We start from the raw sequence: 18,675 nt of genomic DNA on the forward strand, positions 1-18,675 counted from the left end.
CCTGGCCAACCCGGGGCGTCCAGGAACAGCGCGCCTGCCAGGAGAGAGGTGCTTCCGCTCGGACTCCAGGCACGGTTGGTCAGCTCGGTGTCCAGGGCGCTGAGCCCTTCGGTGGCCGGCCGCGTTGCCGCGGCCCGCGGCCAGGGCGCCACCGAACCCCAGGCCCGGGTGGGCGGCCAGTGGTTCGGCCAGAGCCGTCGTGGCGGCCGGTCCGGCTCCCGGTCGCAGCGCCGCGGCCGCCACCAGCAACCCGAGCGCCCACAGGGCGCAGCGGTGGCCGCCGCCCGTCAGCGCCACCGTGCGTTCCGTGGAGCGGCCGATCGCGCCCGGGTCCGCCCGGAGCCGGGCGCTGGGTGCGCCGGTGCGCGGGCCGTGGCGGCCATCGCCGTGAGGCCGGGCAGCAGGGCCCTCGTCGACCAGCACAGGGCGCGCCGTGGTCCCGGCGGATGACCGGGTCGTCAGGTCGCGCGGGACGTCAGGTCGCGCGGGTCGGGCAGGCCCGGCTTGGGCGCCGGCGCCGGCCGGCCGGCCGACCAGGGCGTCGACGGCGGGGTGTCCGACCGGTCGGTCAAGAAACAGCAGGTCAGCGCTAGTTGACGTATGAGATCATGACCGACCTTGCCGGGCCGACTCGGGGAACGGGCGCGATCACCATGAAGAACGTATCGACGGCGCTGACCATGCAGGACGCCATCCTCACCCTGCAGAAGTACTGGAGCGACAACGGCTGCATGATCACGCAGCCGCTGAACACCGAGGTCGGAGCGGGTACGGCCAACCCGGCCACGGCACTGCGGGTGCTCGGTCCCGAGCCGTGGAGCGTCGCCTACGTGGAGCCGAGCGTGCGGCCGGACGACTCGCGCTACGGCGAGAACCCCAACCGGCTCCAGACCCACACCCAGTTCCAGGTGATCCTCAAGCCCGACCCGGGCAACCCGCAGGAGCTCTACCTGGGCAGCCTCCGCGCCCTGGGTGTCGACCTGAACGCCCACGACGTGCGGTTCGTCGAGGACAACTGGGCCTCGCCCGCCCTCGGCGCCTGGGGGCTGGGCTGGGAGGTCTGGCTGGACGGCATGGAGATCACCCAGTTCACCTACTTCCAGCAGGTCGGCGGTGTCGCCCTGGACCCGGTGTCCGTGGAGATCACGTACGGCCTCGAACGCATCCTGATGAACCTTCAGGGCGTGTCGCACTTCAAGGACATCGCGTACGCGCCGGGCATCACCTATGGCGAGGTGTTCGGGCAGAACGAGTACGAGATGAGCCGCTACTACCTCGACGACGCCGACATCGAGACCAACCACCGGCTGTTCGAGTCGTACGCGGCCGAGGCCCGGCGCCTGCTGGACCTGGAACTGCCCGTCCCCGCGTACACCTACGTGCTGAAGTGCAGCCACACCTTCAACGTGCTCGACGCGCGCGGCGCGATCAGCACCACCGAGCGCGCCAAGGCGTTCTCGCTGATGCGCGGCCTGACGCATGAGACGGCCAAACTGTGGGAGCGGCGGCGGGCCGCGCTGGAGCATCCGCTCGGACGGGCGGCGGCCCCGGCTCCGGCCGAGCGGGCCGTGCTCCCCAAGGTGCCCGGCGCCGAGACGCTGCTGTTCGAGATCGGCGTGGAGGAACTGCCCTACGCCGACGTCCCCGCCACCACGGAAGCGGTGCGCGAGTCGGTCACCGCCAAGCTCGCCGCGACCCGGCTGGGGCACGGCGCGATCACCGTGATGGCCACGCCCCGCCGGATCGTGATCACGGTCGACGGGGTGCAGCCGCGCGAGCGGGACACCATGCGGACCGTGCGCGGGCCCAAGGTGGCCGCCGCCTTCAAGGACGGCGCGCCCACCCCCGCGTTGCTGGGTTTCGCCCGCAGCCAGGGCGCCGAGCCGACGGACGTGCGGATCGTCGAGGTCAACGGGGTCGAGTACGTGGCCCTGACCCGGCACGAGGAGGGCCGCCCGGCCGTCGAGGTGCTCAGTGACCTGCTGGCCGAGGTCGTCTCCGGGCTGCGGGCCGGGCGCAACATGCGCTGGAGCGATCCCGGACTGTCGTTCTCGCGTCCCGTGCGCTGGCTGCTCGCGCTGCTCGGCCGTACTCCCCTGCCCGTGGTGGTCTCCTCCCTCTCCGCGAGCGACACGACGCGGGTGCAGCGGCAGGCCCCTTACCCGGAGGTCCGGGTGACCTCCGCCGAGGGCTATCCGCACTTCCTGCACATGCACGGCATCCTGCTCGACCGCGAGGCCCGGCGCGGCGCGGTCGTGCGCGGTGCCCTGGAGGCCGCCGCCGAGGTGGGCGGGCGCATCGACGTCGAGGGCCAGGCCGGGCTGATCGACGAGATCACCGACATCCTGGAGTTCCCGTACGCCGTGCGGGGCTCGTTCGACGAGCGCTACCTCGAACTGCCCGCGAGCGTCCTGACCACCGTGATGCGCAAGCACCAGCGCTATCTGCCGGTGCTGGACGGGGAGCGGCTCATCCCGCACTTCGTGACCTTCGCCAACGCCCTGTGCGACGACGACGTGGTGCGGGCCGGTAACGAGGCGGTGCTGCGGGCCCGTTACGAGGACGCCGCGTTCTTCTGGCGGGCGGACCTGAAGGTGGCGCCGGAGGAGTTCCGGCGGCGTCTGGACAAGCTGACCTTCGAGGACCGGCTGGGCACCGTCGCCGACCGCGCGGTCCGGCTCGCCTCCCTCGCCCAGGACCTGGCCGGGCGGGCCGGGCTCCCGGAGGAGTCGGTGGAGGTCGTACGGCGGGCCGGTGCGCTGGCCAAGTTCGACCTGGCCTCGCAGATGGTGATCGAGTTCTCCGGGCTGGCCGGGGTCATGGCGGAGGAGTACGCCCGCCGGGCCGGGGAGTCCACCGAGGTCGCCCGGGCGCTGGCCGAGATGGAGCTGCCCCGCTCCGCCGGTGGCACCCTGCCCGCCGGGGACGCGGGCGCCGTGCTGTCCCTGGCCGACCGGTTCGACCTGGTGACGGGCATGTTCCTGATCGGCGCCGCACCGACCGGGAGCTCCGACCCGTACGGGGTGCGCCGGGCCGCGATCGGGCTGCTCAACGTGCTGCGGAGCCTGCCCGCCGTGGCCGGGGTGCGGGTGAGCGAGGGGCTGCGCGCGGCGGCCGTACGGTATGCCGCGCAGGGCGTCGAGGTGCCCGCCGAGCGGGTCGCCGAGGCCGCCGAGCTCATCACCCGGCGCTATGAGCAGCAGCTCACCGACGCCGGGCACGAACACCGGCTCGTCCAAGCCGTGCTGGTGTGGGCCGACCGGCCCGCCCACGGCGATCGCACGCTGGCCACGCTGGAGGGGCACGTCGGCAGCGAGGCGTTCGAGGCGCTCGCCGCCGCGTTCCAGCGAGTGGTGCGCATCCTGCCCGAGGGCGGTGTCGAGGCGGCGGACGCGTCCCTGCTGACCGCGCCCGCGGAACTGCGTCTCGCCGAGAGCGCACAGGCCGTGCGGCAGGCGCTCCAGGGCCGGGAGGACGATCTCGGCGCGCTGATCGAGGTCTCCGCCCCGCTGGTCGAGGCCGTCGGCGCCTTCTTCGACGAGGTGCTGGTCATGGACCCCGACCCGGCGGTCCGGGCGGCGCGGCTGGCGCTGCTGACGGAGGTGGCGGGGCTGGCGCGTACGACGCTGGACTGGGGCGCGCTGTAAGGACGCCCACCGGACCGGTCACGGGCGGTGTTTCACGTGAAACACCGCCCCGCCGGGCAGGTCAGACCGCCATCAGCGGTGCGTCGGAACGCCACTTCAGGACCTTGTCGAAGCTCACCACGGCTCCGCCCCGACCCGGCTTGTTGCCGATGTGGACGTGGTCGGCGAGCTCCTCGATGAGACACAGCCCCCTGCCGTTCTCCGCGTCGGAGTGCGCGGGGCGGATCTGCGGACGGGACCGCCCGGCGGAGGCCGCGGGGAACCCCGGCCCCGCGTCGGCGACCTCGATCCGGCACTTCTCGCCGTCGAGGTAGGCGGTGACCCGGTACGCCTCCGAGCCGGGGCCACGCCCCGTGTCCCCGCCGTGCTCCACGGCGTTCGCGCACGCCTCACTGAGGGCGACGGAAAGGTCGTAGGAGATGTCGGGGTCGACGCCCGCGGTCTCCATCGTGCCGATCAGCAGACGGCGGGCGAGCGGCACGCTCGCAGCCTCGCGCCGCAGATGGAGTGACCACCAGATGCTCATGCTCCAGCCTCCTGGCTGCGGCTCGACATACCGTTACGTATTGCCCTCAGTGCCCGTGTGTAAGCGTGAAGTTGACGTGACGCCGCCCATACGGCGGATGCGCGCTGGTCCTGATCGGTGTATGTGGGGGCAGACACCGGCGCATCCGGGGGCGTGCGGGGCCAGAGCATGACGTTCCGGTCGTAGGGCATCTTGTGGACCTGCCGCACGGGGCCTGCGGGGCCAGTGCGATGATGAGCCCGCCATGACTGCCCCCCACGCGCGCGCGACGCGCTCCGGACACACGCTCCGGATCCTGCGGGCCGCGGTGTTCGCCGCGGTCTGCGTCGTGCTGGCCGGGGCAGGTCATGCGCTCGCCTCCTGCGACGGCATTCCGCTGTGGACGCTGGGCGCCGGGTTCCTCGGGGTGGCCGCGGTAGCGGCTCCGCTCGCCGGGCGCGTGCGCTCGCTGGCGGGGATCACCGGGATGCTCGCGGTCGGCCAGACGGTGCTGCACATGTTGTTCGGCCTCGGCCAGCACGGTACGGCCGCCGTCACGTCCTCGGTGCCGGCGGGAGGAAGCGACGCAGCGCTGGTCCAGCAGGCCGCCCGGTTCGTGTGCGGCACGACAGCGGCGGCGATCAGCCCGGCGCAGGCCCACAGGATCCTCGCCGAAGCCCGGGTCCAGCCGTCTCCGGGGGCGCACACACATCTGCCCGCGGACACCCTGTCCGAGTCCGCATCGCTGTGGCCGTCCCTGCCGATGCTGCTCGGCCACGTGCTTGCGGCGCTCGCCGCCGGATGGCTGCTGCGCCACGGCGATCTGGCGCTGCTGCGGCTCACCGAACTGTCGGCCCACGGAGTCGCCGAGGGGGCCCTCATGCGCTCCCTGCGGGCCGCTCTCGCGCTGGTCTGCGCCCTGCGCGCCGGGCTCCCGGCAGCCCCCGAGGTCCGCTCCCGACCGGCGTGCGCCGCGCGGCCCGCGCCCCCGATGCCCCGCACCCTGGCACTCCAGCACTCGGTGATCCGGCGCGGCCCGCCGACCGCCACGGCTTCCGCAGCCGCACTCGTCCTCGCCGCCTGACGCGACGCGACCACCACCACTCCGCTCCCGCGGAGGAGGGGCCGCCGTCGTGCGTCCCGCGCGTGCGCACCCCTCCTTCCACATCCAGACCGAATCACAGCGGAGTGCTCCTTCCATGAAGGCTTCCCGTATCGCCGCGGCCGGTGCCGCCGCCGGTATCACCGTCCTCGCCCTGTCCGCCCCCGCCTTCGCGCACGTCACCGTGCAGCCCGAGGGCACGGCCGCCAAGGGCGGCTACGCGGTCGTGGACTTCAAGGTCCCCAACGAGCGTGACAACGCCTCGACCACCAAGCTCGAGGTCACCTTCCCGACCGACCACCCGCTGGCCTCCGTCATGCCGGAGCCCATGCCCGGCTGGAAGATCGAGGTCACCAAGTCCAAGCTGGACAAGCCGCTGGAGATGCACGGCGAGAAGATCACCGAGGCCGTCACCAAGGTCACCTGGACCGCCGACGGCAAGGGCATCGAACCCGGCTACTTCGAGAAGTTCCCGCTCTCCGTCGGCCAGCTGCCCGAGGACACCGACCAGCTGGTCTTCAAGGCCCTGCAGACGTACTCCAACAAGGAGGTCGTCCGCTGGATCGAGGTGCCGCAGAAGGGCCAGGAGGAGCCCGACAACCCGGCCCCTGTGCTGGAGCTGTCCGCGGCCTCCGAGAACGGGCACCACGGCTCGGCGGCCGACGAGGACTCCGACGCCAAGTCGGCCGAGAAGGCCTCCGCCCACACCGCCGCCTCCGACTCCGCCTCCTCCGACGGCACCGACACCACCGCCCGCGTCCTGGGCGTCGTCGGCATCGTGGTCGGCGCGGCCGGTGTCGCCTACGGCGTGCTCGCCGGGCGCCGGCGCACCACCGCCTGAGGCTGCTTCCGTTGACGGCGCGCGCCGGATCCCGCCCCGGGCGGGGCGCCCCGGTGCGCGCCGGGTCACCGACATCTGGGACATCTTTCTATGCGCACCAAGACCTTCGCGGCGACCGTACTGCTCGCCGCAGCTTCCCTGACCCTGACCGCCTGCGGCAGCGGCGACGACAGCAACAAGCCCGTCGCCGTGGTGTCGGAGGAGGCCGGTACCGACAAGGCCGCCACCGTCCTCGACAAGCCGTTCGAGAAGCCGGACCTGGTCCTCACCGACACGCAGGGCAAGAAGTACGACCTCCGCAAGGAGACCGAGGGCAAGCCCACGCTGATCTACTTCGGCTACACCCACTGCCCCGACGTCTGCCCGCTGACGATGAACAACATCGCCGTCGCCAAGAAGCAGCTGCCCAAGGCCGAGCAGGACGAGCTGCGCGTGGTGTTCGTCACCACCGACCCCAAGCGCGACACCTCGGCCGAACTCGGCAAGTGGCTCAAGGGCATCGACTCCAGTTTCGTCGGCCTCACCGGCGACTTCGCGACCATCCAGGCCGGCGCCCGCACCCTCGGCATCTCCATCGAGCCGACCACGAAGGACAAGAACGGCAAGCTCGTCTCCGAGCACGGCACCCAGGTCATCGCGTTCTCCCCGAAGACCGACGGCGGCTATGTGCTCTACGGCGAGGACGCCACCGTCGACGACTACAGCAAGGACCTCCCCAAGATCGTCAAGGGGGAGAACCCGTGAGGCGGCGAACGGGCCCGGCAGCCCTCGTCATAGCCGGAGCATTGGCCCTCGCGGGCTGCGGCGGCTCGGACTCGGGCGGTTCCGGCGGCAGCGGCTCCGGGAAGGCGGAACTCTCCGTCGGTTCCGCGTACATGCCGCAGCCGGTGTCCGACGAGATGGCGGCGGGCTTCCTCACCGTCACCAACAAGGGCGGTGCCGCCGACGACCTGACCTCGGTCACCAGCGACATCGCCGGGCAGGTCACCGTCCACGAGACCGTCGACGGAGCCATGCGGGAGGTCAAGAGTCTGAAGATCCCCGCGGGCGGCCGGCTGGAGCTGCGGAGCGGCGGCGACCACCTGATGTTCGAGCAGCTCAAGCGCAAGCCGAAGGAAGGCCAGACGGTCTCCGTCGAGCTGCACTTCGCCCACTCCGATCCCGTGAAGGTCGAGATCCCGGTCAAGCCGGCGACCTACACCCCGAAGACCGGACACTGAGGGAGGGACCACTGTGACGCTGACCATCGCCCCCCGCGTCCGGACACTGGTGCTGCTGCTCCTGGCCGCGGCCTGCGCACTCCTCGCCGGAGCCGGACCGGCCTCCGCGCACGCCGCGGTGACCGGCAGCGACCCCGGGCAGGGGGCGGTGGTCGACAAGGCCCCGGCCCGGATCTCGCTCACCTTCTCCGAGCAGGTCGCGATGTCCGACGACTCGCTGCGCGTACTCGACCCCGAGGGCAAGCGCGTCGACACCGGCAAGCCCTCCAACGTCAGCGGCACGACGTACGCCGTGCCGCTGCACTCGGGTCTGCCCGACGGCACCTACACCGTGGCCTACCACGTCGTCTCGGCGGACAGCCATCCCGTCGCCGGCGCCTTCACCTTCTCCATCGGCGCCCCCTCCAAGACGTCCGTTTCGGTCTCCGGGGAGTCGGCCGACGACGGGGTCGTGGGCTGGCTGTACGGCTTCGGCCGCTACGTGTCGTACGCCGGGTTCATCGTGATGGCCGGCGGTGCCGCCTTCGTGCTCGCCTGCTGGCGGCGCGGTTCCGGGGTGCGGCCGGTGCAGCGGTTCGTCGTCTCCGGGTGGGTCGCGCTCACCGCGTCGACCCTCGCCCTGCTGCTCCTGCGCGGCTCCTTCACGGGCTCCGGCAAGGTCTCCGACATCTTCGACCTGTCCCTGCTCGGGCAGGTGCTCCAGACCAAGAGCGGCGCGGCCCTGGTGTCCCGGCTGCTGCTGCTCGCCGCGGCGGCCCTGTTCATCGCCGTGCTGTTCGGGGCGTACGACAAGCGCGAGGACGCCCAGGAGAAGCGGGACCTGACCTTCGGGCTCTCGGTCGGCGGCGTCGTCGTGGCGGCCGGGCTCGCGGCGAGCTGGGCGATGTCCGAGCACGCCTCGGTCGGCCTCCAGGCGGGCATCGCCATGCCGGTCGACGTGCTCCATCTGCTGGCCGTCGCCGCCTGGCTCGGCGGACTGGGCGCGCTCCTGGTCGCCCTGTACCGCGCGCCCGCGGGCACGCCCGTCGACCGGCCCGCCGTGCGCCGCTTCTCCCAGATCGCCTTCGGCAGCGTCCTCGTCCTGATCGCGACCGGCACGTACCAGTCCTGGCGCCAGCTCGGCTCCTGGTCGGCCTTCACCGACACCCGCTACGGCCAGTTGCTGCTGGCCAAGATCGGCCTCGTCGTCGTCATGGTCGGCGTCGCGTGGATCTCGCGCCGGTGGACGGGCCGGCTGGCGGAGACGGCGCCGGTGGAGGCAGCGGCGGTACGCGAGAAGGAGCGGGTCGGCGCGGGGACCGGGACCGCCGGTGACGTGGCCGCCGATGCCACCGATGCCACCGATGCCACCGATGCCACCGGCGATGGAGACGCCCCCGCCGCAGGCGAGCGCGACCTCGACTCCGACTCAGACTCCGTTTCCGACTCCGGCTCCGGCTCCGGCTCCGGCTCCGGCTCCGGCTCCGGCTCCGGCTCCGGCTCCGGCTCCGGCGAGCGTCCCGGCACCGAACGTGCCGCGCAGCTCGCCCGGCAGCAGGCCGCCCGGGACGCCGCACGGCAGAAGCGGATGCGGGACGCGGACCCGAACCGCTTCGGGCTACGGCGCTCCGTACTGGCCGAGGCCGGCATCGCGGTCGTGCTCCTCGCCGTCACCACCGTGCTGACGCAGACCGAGCCGGGGCGCACCGAGCAGGAGGCGAAGGCGGCCTCCTCGTCCTCCGCGGCCGCCTCGTCCGACACGGGCGCGTCCGGGGCGCTGACCCTGAACATGCCGTTCGACACCGGCGGCGAGGACGGCAAGGGCATCGTCACGATCGACCTCGACCCCGCGCGCGTCGGCGACAACGAGATGCACGTCTTCGTGGAGCGGCCCAACGGCCGGGCCTTCGACATCCCCGAAGTGAAGGTCGAGTTCACCCTCAAAGCCAAGGACCTCGGGCCCCTGCCCGTCGTCCCCGACCACATCGCTACCGGACACTGGTCGGCGAACGGAGTGCAGATCCCCATGGCCGGCGACTGGCAGGTCGACGTGACCGTGCGGACCTCCGACATCGACGAGGTGACCGTCTCCAAGAACGCGCAGATCGGCTGAACGACCATGCCTGACCAGTCCCTTCCGAAGGCCCGCACCCCCGAGGCCACCCCGGGGGAGCGGGAAGCGGCCGCCGCCCACGAGGGCATCTCCCGGCGGCGGCTGCTCGGCACCGCCGGTGCCACCGGGCTCGTCCTCGGCACGGCCGGCGCCGCCGGGGGTTACGCCGCCGCTCCCTCCGAAGCCGCGGCTCCGCTCACCTCGCTCGGTACCGACCGGGCGATGTTTCACGGGAAACATCAGCCCGGCATCACCGACGGCCTCCAGGCACGCGGCCACGTCGTCGCCTTCGACCTGGCGGCGGGCGCCGGGCGCAAGGAGGCCGCCGCCCTGCTCCGCCGCTGGTCGGAGACGGCCCGGCGGCTGATGGCGGGCGAGCCGAGCCCTCACGACGACACCGACGTGGCCCGCGACGCCGGGCCCTCGTCGCTGACCATCACCTTCGGATTCGGCCACAGCTTCTTCGCCCGGACGGGCCTGGAGAAGCAGCGCCCCACCGCCCTGGACCCGCTGCCCGAGTTCTCCTCGGACCACCTCGACAAGAACCGCAGCAACGGCGATCTCTGGGTGCAGATCGGCGCCAATGACGCCCTCGTCGCCTTCCACGCCCTGCGTGCGATCCAGAAGGACGCGGGCCGGGCCGCCACGGTGCGCTGGCAGATGAACGGCTTCAACCGCTCCCCGGGCGCCACCTCCCACCCGATGACGGCCCGCAACCTGATGGGCCAGATCGACGGCACCCGCAATCCCAAGCCGAGCGAGGCCGACTTCGACCAGCGCATCTTCGTCCCCGAGACGGGCGAACCGGCCTGGATGGCGAACGGCTCCTACGCCGTCGTACGCCGCATCCGCATGCTCCTCGACGACTGGGAGAAGCTCTCCGGCAAGGCGCAGGAGGACGTGATCGGGCGCCGCAAGTCCGACGGGGCGGCGCTGTCCGGAGGGACGGAGACGACCGCGATGGACCTGGAGAAGACCGACGCCAAGGGCAACCTGGTCGTCCCGATCAACGCCCACGCCCGCATCACCCGGCCCGACCAGAACGGCGGCGCGGCGATGCTCCGCCGGCCGTTCTCCTTCCACGACGGCATCGACACCGACGGGGTGCCCGACGCGGGTCTGCTCTTCATCTGCTGGCAGGCCGATCCGCTGCGCGGCTTCGTGCCGGTACAGCGCAAGCTCGACCGCGGCGACGCCCTGTCGCAGTTCATCCGGCACGAGTCCAGCGGGCTGTTCGCGGTGCCTGGCGGGGCCGCGGAGGGCGAGTACGTGGGGCAGACGTTGCTGGAGGGATGAGACGCGGGCCCTGTACGGGCTTGTGGGGGATGGCGCTTCCGCAAGCCCATTAGGGTGAGGTCATGCCAGCGAGCTATGCGTATCTCGGTCCCGAGGGCACCTTCACCGAAGTCGCCCTGCGCACGCTTCCCGAGGCCGCCACCCGTGAACTCGTCCCGTACGTGTCCGTCCAGTCCGCCCTCGACGCGGTGCGTGCCGGCGAGGCGGAGGCCGCGTTCGTGCCGATCGAGAACTCCGTCGAGGGCGGCATCACCACCACCCTGGACGAGCTGGTCGCCGGCGCCCCGCTGATGATCTACCGCGAGGTGCTGCTGTCGATCACCTTCGCGCTGCTGGTCAGGCCCGGCACGAAGCTGTCGGACGTCAAGACCGTCTCCGCCCACCCGGCCGCGCAGCCGCAGGTGCGCAACTGGCTGAAGAAGCACCTCCCCGACGCGCACTGGGAGTCGGCCGCCTCGAACGCGGACGCCGCCCGTCTGGTCCAGGAGGGCCAGTACGACGCCGCCTTCGCGGGTGAGTTCGCTGCCGCCCGCTACGGTCTGGAGGCCCTGGAGACCGGGATTCACGACGCGGAGAACGCCCAGACGCGGTTCGTGCTGGTCGGCCGGCCCGCCCGGCCCGCGGCGCCGACCGGCGCGGACAAGACCTCGATCGTGCTGTGGCAGCGCGACGACCACCCCGGCGGCCTGCGCGACCTGCTGGGCGAGTTCGCCACCCGCGGCATCAACCTGATGCTGCTCCAGTCCCGGCCCACCGGCGCGGGTATCGGCAACTACTGCTTCTGCATCGACGCCGAGGGCCACATCTCCGACCGCCGGATGGCCGACGCCCTGATGGGTCTGAAGCGGATCTGCCTCCAGGTGCGCTACCTCGGCTCCTACCCGCGCGCGGAGGTGCGTCCGGAGGATGTGCAGCCGCCGCGCCTGGGGACCTCCGACGACGAGTTCATGGCGGCGGCGGACTGGGTCGCGCGGTGCCAGGACGGCCGCTTCTAGGCCGGTCGTACCTGCTGATTGTCGTTATCCACAGAAGTTTTCCACAGGTCCGCTTCTCGACCTGGGGACAAGTCGACAAGGAAGCATGGGTCAGTCGACAAATCGCCCTACAGGCCCTTGATGGGGCCATCAAGGGGCAGGTCACCCTTCGTCCACCGTTTTCCCTTGCGTAACTCTTAGGGGTGACCCGTTTCCACTCGAAAGTGAGGGTAAAGCGGGTTTGCGGAGGGAATTCCGAGGGGTGACCGAGTCGTCCGGAGTGATCAATTCCGAAGTCCACAGATCTTCCACACAGCCTGTGGATAACTCTGCGAGGGGTGTGGATTCCTGTGGACAACTCAAGGCCAAGTGCCCCTTGTCGCAAGGGATTCACGTCAATGCGACGCCCGCCGGATGCCTCGCGTCGGGGACAGGGGGCCGTTTTATTGACACTGCACGTAATTCGCCCATAACGGTACGTATGCCACACCGGCAATAGTGAGTCGTAGGCGGTCACCCCACACCGGTAGCCTTGGGCGCGTGATTGACCTTCGCCTGCTCCGTGAGGACCCCGACCGTGTGCGCGCTTCGCAGCGCGCCCGTGGAGAGGACGTCGCGCTCGTCGACGCCCTCCTGTCTGCCGACGAGCGGCGCAGGTCGTCCGGCGTCCGCTTCGACGAGCTGCGCGCCGAGCAGAAGGCACTCGGCAAGCTCATCCCCAAGGCGGCCGGTGACGAGAAGGCGGAGCTGCTGAAGAAGGCGGGCCAGCTCGCCGCGGACGTCAAGGCGGCCGACGCGGACCGCGACGCGGCCGCGACCGAGACCCAGGAGCTGCTCCAGAGGCTCGGCAACCTCGTCCACCCGGACGTGCCCGTGGGCGGCGAGGAGGACTTCGTCACGCTCGAGACGCACGGCACGATCCGCGACTTCGCCGCCGAGGGCTTCGAGCCCAAGGACCACCTGGCGCTCGGCCAGATCCTCGGCGCGATCGACGTCGAGCGGGGCGCCAAGGTCTCCGGCTCGCGCTTCTACTTCCTGACGGGCGTGGGCGCGCTGCTGGAGCTGGCCCTGGTGAACGCGGCGATGGCGCAGGCCACCGCGGCCGGCTTCACCCCGATGCTGACCCCCGCGCTGGTGCGTCCGCAGTCCATGGCGGGCACGGGCTTCCTCGGCCAGGCCGCGCAGGACGTCTACCACCTCGCCGACGACGACCTCTACCTGGTCGGCACGTCCGAGGTGCCGCTCGCGGCGTACCACATGGACGAGATCCTCGACGCCGACCGCCTCCCCCTGCGCTACGCGGGCTTCTCGCCCTGCTTCCGCCGCGAGGCCGGCTCGCACGGCAAGGACACCCGGGGCATCTTCCGCGTGCACCAGTTCGACAAGGTCGAGATGTTCTCCTACGTCGCCCCCGAGGACTCGCAGGCCGAGCACCAGCGCCTGCTGGAGTGGGAGAAGCAGTGGCTGACCTCGCTGGAGCTGCCGTACCGCGTGATCGACGTGGCGAGCGCCGACCTCGGTGCCTCGGCCTCCCGCAAGTTCGACTGCGAGGCGTGGATCCCGACCCAGGGCAAGTACCGCGAGCTGACCTCGACGTCGGACTGCACCGAGTTCCAGTCCCGCCGTCTGTCGATCCGCGTCCGTGAGGGCAAGCAGGTCCGCCCGCTGGCCACGCTCAACGGCACGCTGTGCGCCGTCCCGCGCACGATCGTGGCGATCCTGGAGAACCACCAGCAGGCCGACGGTTCGGTGCGCGTGCCCGAGGTGCTGCGTCCGTACCTGGGCGGCCGGGAGGTCCTGGAGCCGGTGGCCAAGTGAGCGACACGGCTTCCCCGGGCGCCTTCCCGTACCGGCTCGTCGCCACCGATCTCGACGGGACGCTGCTGCGCTCCGACGACACGGTGTCGCCGCGCACCCGTGACGCGCTCGCCGCGGCCACCGCGGCGGGCGCCGCCCACATCGTCGTCACCGGCCGTGCCGTCCCGTGGACCCGGCACATCCTCGACGACCTCGGCTACCAGGGTCTGGCCGTCTGCGGCCAGGGCGCGCAGGTCTACGACGCCGGCGCGCACCGGCTGCTGACGTCGGTGACGCTGGACCGGCAGCTGGCCGGGGTGGCGCTGGCCAAGATCGAGGCGGAGGTCGGCCCGCTCCACCTGGCGGCGAGCCGCGACGGTCTGGACGGCGAGGTGCTGGTGGGCCCGGGCTACGCGGTCCACGGCAGCCTGCCCGCCACGCCCTTCACGGACGCGTCCGACCTGTGGACCGCGCCCCTGAACAAGCTGTACATCCAGCACCCGACGCTCTCCGACGACGAGCTGTGCGAGGTGGCGACGCGCACCGCCGGCGGTTTCGTCACCGTCACGATGGCGGGCGCGGGCATCGTGGAGCTTCTCCCCCTGGGTCTGTCCAAGGCCACGGGCCTGTCCCTGGCGGCCCGCCGGCTCGGGATGAAGGCGGCCTACACGATCGCCTTCGGCGACATGCCGAACGACGTACCGATGTTCGCCTGGGCCTCCTACGGCGTCGCCATGGCAGACGCCCACGAGGAACTGAAGGCGGTGGCCGACGAGGTGACGTCCTCCCACGACGAGGACGGCATCGCGGTGGTGCTGGAGCGGTTGCTGGGCTGAGCCTTCGTAGCGTGTGCGCGGCGGAGGATGCACGGATCGAACGTGCGCGGGCCTTTCGACCCGACCATGGCTTAGCAAGCCAGTGCCTTACCACTCGGCCAATCCTCCGGGTGGGCGGCCTCACGCGATGTGCGATTCGCGTGCTCGAAGCGGCCGCCCCGGGCAGCTCCCCGTGTGGGGCGGGTTCGACGGAGGGTAGCGACTACTCCGGATCCCGCCGCGGGCTGCCCTGAAGGGAGCTGGACGTACTGCCGTGCATGGACATCGTCCCGCTCCTCTCCCCGACCGTGGCGCCGGGCTCCTCGCCCGGCCGTGACGACATCCACTGTGCCCGCCGGGTGAAGAGGGCGCCACCGATTAAATCGGCGGTGGGATCCGCGGTGGTGCGGCTACTTCCTGCGCCATCTGCGCCGCCGGGACTTGCTGAAGAACCAGCCCGCAGGCGGCTCGTCGGAGCGCCAGGGCTGCGGCTGAGGTTCCTCTCGCCGCCACTTGGCGGCGAGCATCCGCGCCCGGGCGGACGGCTCGGAAGACCCGGCGGAGCGTATGAAGTCCTCGTCCAGTACGACGTCCTCGAAGTCGTCCTTCTCGCTCGCCATCCCGCCCTCCCGGCCGTCCGACTCCCGTTGTGATTCCCTGTGATCCGTTCGCCCAGTGTCACCGGACTGAGGTGAAGCCCCGGTCAAGGCCGGGGCACGTCACTCCTCGCCGGCGAGCGTCAGGGAGCGCAGCTTCTGTCCGGCGAACCAGGTGGCCAGCACCGTGACCGCCACCAGCAGCACCGTGGCCGTGGTCAGCCCCACGTCCGAGGAGACCAGGTCCCCGCCGGACACCTTCTGAGCCACCGCCAGCGACCACTGCTGGACGCTCAGCGTGCGCGCACCCGGTACCAGGGAACCGAACAGGGCCTCCCAGACCAGGGCGTAGACCAGCCCGAACACCACCGCGTGCCGCGAGACCGTGCCGAGCAGCAGGAAGAGGGCCGCGTAGGCGATGGACGCGACCAGGGCGGCCACCGTGTAGGCGACGGCGACCTGCTGGCCGTTGCCGTTCAGGATGAAGCCGGCGATGAGCGTCGGCACCGCGGAGAACACCATGGTCACCGCGATCGCGACGATCAGCTTGGTGAAGATGATGGTCGGCCGTTTGATCGGCTTGGACAGCAGGTACACCACCGAGCCGTCGTCGATCTCCGGGCCGATCGCGCCGGTTCCGGCGATGACGCCGATGATCGGCACCATCGTGGCGAGGGCGAGGCCGCCCAGCAGGTCGGACGCCGTCTGGTCGTCCGCCCCGGCCAGGCCGCGCACCGCCACGGCGATCACGATCAGCAGCAGGGGCAGAGCGCCCAGGATGAGGGCCCGGCGCCGGCCGAGCAGGGCCCGGTAGGTGAGCCGGGCGACTGTGGGGTCGTACATCAGGGCCTCCTACGCCGCGACCAGGTACGAGAACACGGACTCGAGGGACTCGTCGGACGGCGAGACCGTGAGCAGCCGGATGCCGTGGTCCCTGGCGACCTTCGGCAGAAGGGCCGTGAAGCGGCCGAAGTCGACGGCCTGGATGCGCAGCGCGCCCTCGGCGACGTCGACCTCGATGCCGGACGTCGACGGGTCGGCGATCAGCGCGGCCGCGAGGGCGCGGTCGTCGCTGGAGCGCACCAGGTAGCGGTGCGGCCGGTCGGTCATCAGGCGGCGGATCTTGCGGAAGTCCCCGCTGGCGGCGTGCCGGCCGGCGACGACGACCTCGATGTGCCAGGCGAGTTGCTCGACCTCTTCGAGGATGTGGGAGGAGAACAGGACCGTGCGGCCCTCGTCGCCCATGCGGCGCAGCAGGTCCATCAGCTGCATGCGCTGGCGCGGGTCCATGCCGTTGAACGGCTCGTCCAACAGGAGCAGCGACGGGTCGTGGACGAGGGCGCTGGCCATCTTCACACGCTGGCGCATGCCCTTGGAGTACGTCTGAATCTTGCGGTCCTGCGCGTACTCCATCTCGACCGTGGCGAGCGCCTTCTGGGCCGCCTTGGCGCCGAGCCCGTGCAGCTCGGCGTTGGCCAGGACGAACTCCTTGCCGGTGAGGAAGTCGTACATCGCCTCCCGCTCGGGGACGACGCCGATGTGCCGGTAGATCTGTTCGTTGCGCCACACGGCCTGGCCGTCGAGGGTGACCGTGCCGGTGGAGGGGGCCAGGAAGCCGCCCATCATGTTGATGAGGGTGGACTTGCCGGCGCCGTTGGGGCCGAGCAGGCCGGTGACGCCGGGGCCGATGGTCATGGTGATGTCGTTGACGGCGACCACGTTGCCGAACCAGCGGGAGACGTGGTCGATGTTGAGCGTGGTCACAGTCCCACCTTCTTGTAGCGGCGCATCAGGATGCCGTAGCTCGCCGCGATGAGGCCGAGGGCGACGAAGACGTAGACGACGCCCTCGGCGGTGCTCGGGCCCACCCCGCTGGGGGAGGCGGACGTCGCGCCCAGGAACGCGGACTGCACACCGTCGACGATCGTGATCGGCGAGAACAGCCCGATCCACGGCACGGCGTCGCCGCTGCCCTGGGCGTCGGCGATGGCCTGGAGGGTGGAGACCGCGCCGTAGGTGATGGTCAGCACGGCGATCACGGCGGCGATGCCGAAGCCGCGGCGCGGGGTGAAGGAGGCGATGACCAGGCCGATTCCGGCGAAGAGCAGTGAGAGCAGTGCCACGGAGACCAGCCCCTGTGCGAATCCCTTGGTCTGGTCGGCGAAATCGAGTTCGGCCAGCAGCGCGCCCACGTAGAGAACGAGCAGGGGCGCCGCGGTGAGGATGAACAGCGCCGAGGCCAGTGCCGCGAACTTGGCACGGACGTAGTCGGCGGTCTCGATGGGCCGCGAGAAGTACAGCGGCACGGTCTTGAAGCGCAGGTCCCGCGAGACCGACTGGGGCGCCTGCGAGGCGACGTAGAGGCTGATGACCGCCTGCATGACGATCGCGTAGCGCGTGTAGTCCAGGGGCAGGGCGTTGGCCTTGGTGGCGACCGCGACGGCGACCATGATGGCCGCGGGCACGCACATCACCACGAAGAGCAGCATCGGCAGCACCTTGGACTTCACCGAGCGGCCGAGGCCGTAGGAGCCGCGCAGGGACTGCGAGTACAGGGAGCGGCGGGCGTAGGCGCGACCGAGGCGGGGGCCGTCGTAGCTGCGGTAGCCGATGTTGTGGATGCGGGTCTGGTCGCCCGGTGCCGGGGCGGATGTCCCCGTGGAGTGCTCAACCGCCATGGCCGACCGCCTCCTTCCGCTGCTCGCGCTCGTCGTTGCCGGTGAAGACCTCGGAGATGTGGTGCCGGCGCTGCTCCATGCGCACCAGGCCGAGTCCGAGGTCCGCGATCACGTCGCGGACCAGGTCGTACGTCTCCTCGCCCTGCGCGGTGAGCAGCAGGACGTGGCCGGCGCCCGGCAGGCCGCTGCCGTCCTCGGCGGTCACTCCGCGCGCGTGCAGCGCCTCGCGGACCGCGCGGGTGCCGTCCGGGTGCTCGTCGGTGTCGGTGACCTCGATCGCGAGGGTCGTGGTGGTCTGCGTGAAGTCCGTGGTGGAGCTGGAGCGCAGGAGCTTGCCGCCGTCGACGACGACGACGTGGTCGCAGGTGCGCTCCAGCTCGCCGAGGAGGTGGGAGGTGACCAGGACCGAGATGCCGAAGTCGGTGTGGATGCGGCGGATCAGGCCGAGCATCTCGTCGCGGCCGACCGGGTCGAGGCCGTTGGTCGGCTCGTCCAGGAAGACCAGCTGCGGGTCGTGGACGAGGGCCTGCGCGAGCTTGACGCGCTGTTTCATGCCGGTCGAGTAGCCCCCGATGGGGCGGTAGCGCTCCTCGTACAGCCCGACGTGGCGCAGGGTGTCGGCGGTGCGCTCGCGCGCGGCGGTGGGCGGCAGGCCCGACATGCGCGCCATGTGGACGACGAACTCGGTGGCCGAGACGTCCGGCGGCAGGCAGTCGTGCTCGGGCATGTAGCCGACACGCTCGCGGATGGCGGCGCCGTCGGTGGCGACGTCGAGACCGAGCACTTCGGCGCGGCCCTCGGTGGCGGGGGACAGACCCAGCAGGATCTTGATCAGTGTGGACTTGCCGGCTCCGTTGGCTCCGACGAGTCCGGTCACACCGGGTCCGACGTCCACGGAGAGCCGGTCAAGCGCGGTCACCCGGGGGAACCGCTTGCTCAGGCTTTCGGTCGCGATCACAGTCACCCTTCGAAGGTAGGGGCCGTGCGCGTGGCGGTCGTCACTCCGCAGAGCTGTCTTGGGATCAGCCCTGAGTATTACGGGCCCCTAGGGGAGCTGGTCCTCCGGAGTTACCACGCCCGGGAAGCCCCTATTGACGAACTCTCTAACAACT

Annotated in this window: 16 protein-coding genes, 1 tRNA gene and 1 pseudogene; 10 read left to right on the forward strand and 8 right to left on the reverse strand. The window is 71.3% G+C overall.

Going from position 1 to position 18,675, the window contains the following annotated elements; all coding sequences use genetic code 11:
- Positions 1–14 precede the first annotated feature (14 nt).
- Positions 15–572: pseudogene (locus AB0E85_RS04150) on the reverse strand (hypothetical protein); the annotation flags it as partial.
- An 81-nt stretch (positions 573–653) separates the two neighbouring features.
- On the opposite strand from AB0E85_RS04150, the gene AB0E85_RS04155 reads away from it, so the two are divergent.
- The gene (locus AB0E85_RS04155) at positions 654–3,647 is read left to right on the forward strand and encodes a glycine--tRNA ligase (RefSeq protein ID WP_361922176.1); all 2,994 of its coding nucleotides are present in this window, start codon (positions 654–656) and stop codon (positions 3,645–3,647) included.
- Between the two features lie 61 nt (positions 3,648–3,708).
- Here AB0E85_RS04155 and AB0E85_RS04160 read toward each other — a convergent pair whose 3' ends face one another.
- Positions 3,709–4,173, reverse strand: coding sequence for an ATP-binding protein (locus AB0E85_RS04160; protein WP_361922178.1), 465 nt, complete (start codon positions 4,171–4,173; stop codon positions 3,709–3,711).
- 244 nt (positions 4,174–4,417) lie between these two features.
- On the opposite strand from AB0E85_RS04160, the gene AB0E85_RS04165 reads away from it, so the two are divergent.
- The 9 genes from AB0E85_RS04165 (at position 4,418) to AB0E85_RS04205 (ending at position 14,310) form a co-directional block, all read left to right on the forward strand.
- A complete protein-coding gene (locus AB0E85_RS04165; protein WP_361922180.1) occupies positions 4,418–5,236 on the forward strand; it encodes a hypothetical protein in 819 nt (272 codons plus the stop codon).
- 115 nt (positions 5,237–5,351) lie between these two features.
- Positions 5,352–6,095 (forward strand): YcnI family protein, encoded by a 744-nt coding sequence (locus AB0E85_RS04170; protein WP_361922182.1) that lies wholly within the window; start codon positions 5,352–5,354, stop codon positions 6,093–6,095.
- Between the two features lie 90 nt (positions 6,096–6,185).
- A complete protein-coding gene (locus AB0E85_RS04175; protein WP_361922184.1) occupies positions 6,186–6,839 on the forward strand; it encodes an SCO family protein in 654 nt (217 codons plus the stop codon).
- The gene (locus AB0E85_RS04180; protein WP_361922186.1) at positions 6,836–7,315 is read left to right on the forward strand and encodes a copper chaperone PCu(A)C; all 480 of its coding nucleotides are present in this window, start codon (positions 6,836–6,838) and stop codon (positions 7,313–7,315) included. Before AB0E85_RS04175 ends, AB0E85_RS04180 begins: the two co-directional genes overlap by 4 nt.
- Positions 7,316–7,328: 13 nt before the next feature.
- The gene (locus AB0E85_RS04185) at positions 7,329–9,407 is read left to right on the forward strand and encodes a copper resistance protein CopC (RefSeq protein ID WP_361922188.1); all 2,079 of its coding nucleotides are present in this window, start codon (positions 7,329–7,331) and stop codon (positions 9,405–9,407) included.
- Positions 9,408–9,413: 6 nt separating this feature from the next.
- Complete coding sequence (gene efeB, locus AB0E85_RS04190) at positions 9,414–10,703, forward strand: iron uptake transporter deferrochelatase/peroxidase subunit (protein ID WP_361922189.1); 1,290 nt, start codon at positions 9,414–9,416, stop codon at positions 10,701–10,703.
- 62 nt (positions 10,704–10,765) lie between these two features.
- Entirely contained in the window at positions 10,766–11,698 is a 933-nt protein-coding gene (gene pheA / locus AB0E85_RS04195; protein ID WP_361922191.1) for a prephenate dehydratase, read from the forward strand.
- Positions 11,699–12,217: 519 nt separating this feature from the next.
- Positions 12,218–13,495, forward strand: coding sequence for a serine--tRNA ligase (serS, locus tag AB0E85_RS04200; RefSeq protein ID WP_033309842.1), 1,278 nt, complete (start codon positions 12,218–12,220; stop codon positions 13,493–13,495).
- Positions 13,492–14,310, forward strand: coding sequence for an HAD family hydrolase (locus AB0E85_RS04205; RefSeq protein WP_361922194.1), 819 nt, complete (start codon positions 13,492–13,494; stop codon positions 14,308–14,310). The genes serS and AB0E85_RS04205 overlap by 4 nt, the downstream gene beginning before the upstream one ends.
- A 21-nt stretch (positions 14,311–14,331) precedes the next feature.
- Here AB0E85_RS04205 and AB0E85_RS04210 read toward each other — a convergent pair.
- From AB0E85_RS04210 to AB0E85_RS04235, 6 genes are all read right to left on the reverse strand, one after another.
- Positions 14,332–14,418, reverse strand: a tRNA-Ser gene (locus AB0E85_RS04210).
- 281 nt (positions 14,419–14,699) lie between these two features.
- The gene (locus AB0E85_RS04215) at positions 14,700–14,909 is read right to left on the reverse strand and encodes a hypothetical protein (protein WP_361922196.1); all 210 of its coding nucleotides are present in this window, start codon (positions 14,907–14,909) and stop codon (positions 14,700–14,702) included.
- A 99-nt stretch (positions 14,910–15,008) separates the two neighbouring features.
- Positions 15,009–15,728 (reverse strand): ABC transporter permease, encoded by a 720-nt coding sequence (locus AB0E85_RS04220; protein ID WP_062927848.1) that lies wholly within the window; start codon positions 15,726–15,728, stop codon positions 15,009–15,011.
- 9 nt (positions 15,729–15,737) lie between these two features.
- Positions 15,738–16,649, reverse strand: a complete 912-nt coding sequence (locus tag AB0E85_RS04225) for an ABC transporter ATP-binding protein (RefSeq protein ID WP_361922198.1) — start codon at positions 16,647–16,649, stop codon at positions 15,738–15,740.
- On the reverse strand, positions 16,646–17,563 hold the full coding sequence (locus AB0E85_RS04230) for an ABC transporter permease (protein WP_361922200.1): 918 nt from the start codon (positions 17,561–17,563) through the stop codon (positions 16,646–16,648). Before AB0E85_RS04230 ends, AB0E85_RS04225 begins: the two co-directional genes overlap by 4 nt.
- Positions 17,553–18,521: an ABC transporter ATP-binding protein gene (locus tag AB0E85_RS04235; RefSeq protein WP_361922390.1), complete on the reverse strand. Its 969-nt coding sequence runs from the start codon at positions 18,519–18,521 to the stop codon at positions 17,553–17,555. Before AB0E85_RS04235 ends, AB0E85_RS04230 begins: the two co-directional genes overlap by 11 nt.
- Positions 18,522–18,675: the final 154 nt, after the last annotated feature.

It is taken from the genome of Streptomyces sp. NPDC029044 (assembly GCF_040637495.1).
Classification (GTDB): Bacteria; Actinomycetota; Actinomycetes; order Streptomycetales; family Streptomycetaceae; genus Streptomyces.